Here is a 1,254-nt window from a genome sequence, read left to right as displayed (position 1 = left end):
GTTCCTGCCCGGCCCGCACGCCAGGCTCGCCGGCCCGACCTTCCGGGAATGGCTGGACGCCCAGCCCTGATCCGGCCCCGCCCTTGTCCTCGGTGGGACGCCGAGGACAAGGGGTTCCCTGTGCGGGCATCCCGGAGGGTCGCCGTCTGGATGATCTTCGAAAATTGTCCGTGCCCTGCGCCATGATGACACCGCTCGTCTCCGCATAACGGACGTTCCCGCCCGGCCACGCCCGGCTCACCGAGGCCGAGACGGCGGCCGTGGCGGAGGCCGCGCGCCTGGTCGGCGTCCTGGAGGGCCTCGACGGCGACGGCTTCAGCCTGACGTGCGTGCGCGGTGTCAGCGCGGCCGAGGCGGCGCGCCTGCTGGCCGCCGAACCCGCCACGGAGGAGGAGCTCGAAGAGGTCGAGGAGGATCCGTTCGAGGACGACGCGCTGCGGTTCGTCGGCGTCACCGACGTGCCGGGCGGCTGCGTCGTCTTCCAGGAGTGGGGGTACATGGCCGCCACGCCCGGCGTCATGAAGGCGCTGTCGGCGGGCACGGTCGCCTACGGCATGTACGCCAATCCCAAGAGCGGCAACCAGGACAGGGTCTACCGCGACGGCGAGGTCGAGGAATGGGACACCCATCCGGGCGGCGGCGACGCGTCCCCGGAGGACTCGCCGGAGGAGATCCTGCGCACGTACCTGTACGAGGGGTGCGCCGAGGCGTACTGCTTCGCCGGCGCGGGGCTGCCCCCGGCCGACGCCCGCTCGCTCACGGAACCGGACACGTACCTGCGGCTGCCCGACGGCGACTACTGGGCCTGAGCGTTCTCCTCCCGGGCGCCGGTGCCAGCGTTCTGCCAGCCGGGTGACAGCCCCGGCGGCCAGGCTCCTGTCTCCACCGACGTGAAGGCAGGGCGTGATGGGCGGCAAGAAGTCGATGCGGTGGCGCGGCGCGGACGTGACCTCGAAGGACGGCACGACGATCGCCGTGCTCAGCGCGGGGCGGGGGCCGGGGCTGCTGGTGATCCCCGGGAACAACCGGCGCGCCCACCACTACGGGGCGCTGGCGCGAGCACTGTCCGGCACGCACAGCGTGCACGTGACCGAACGGCGCGGACGCGGCGGCAGCGGCCCGCAGGGCCCGGCGTACGGCGTGGACACCGAGGTCGACGACGCGCTGGCCGTCATGGACCGCACGGGCGCGCGCCTGGATGGAGGTGTCTGGCCAAGTCGTCGGTGGCTTGTTCCTCGGCTCCCGGCAGCAGTC

At 73.0% G+C, this 1,254-nt stretch carries 2 protein-coding genes; both read left to right on the top strand.

Features of this window, described 5'->3' with window-relative positions; genetic code table 11:
• Positions 1–260 precede the first annotated feature (260 nt).
• Positions 261–809 (top strand): DUF6461 domain-containing protein, encoded by a 549-nt coding sequence (locus ACWCSD_RS52735; protein ID WP_449927527.1) that lies wholly within the window; start codon positions 261–263, stop codon positions 807–809.
• A 97-nt stretch (positions 810–906) separates the two neighbouring features.
• Positions 907–1,254 (top strand): alpha/beta fold hydrolase (locus ACWCSD_RS52730; protein WP_449927524.1); only part of this gene is annotated, 348 nt, incomplete at its 3' end.

Source organism: Nonomuraea sp. NPDC001684 (assembly GCF_053596515.1).
The sequence above is the reverse complement of the archived record's forward strand: the minus strand, read 5'-3'. Positions and strand labels throughout refer to the sequence as shown.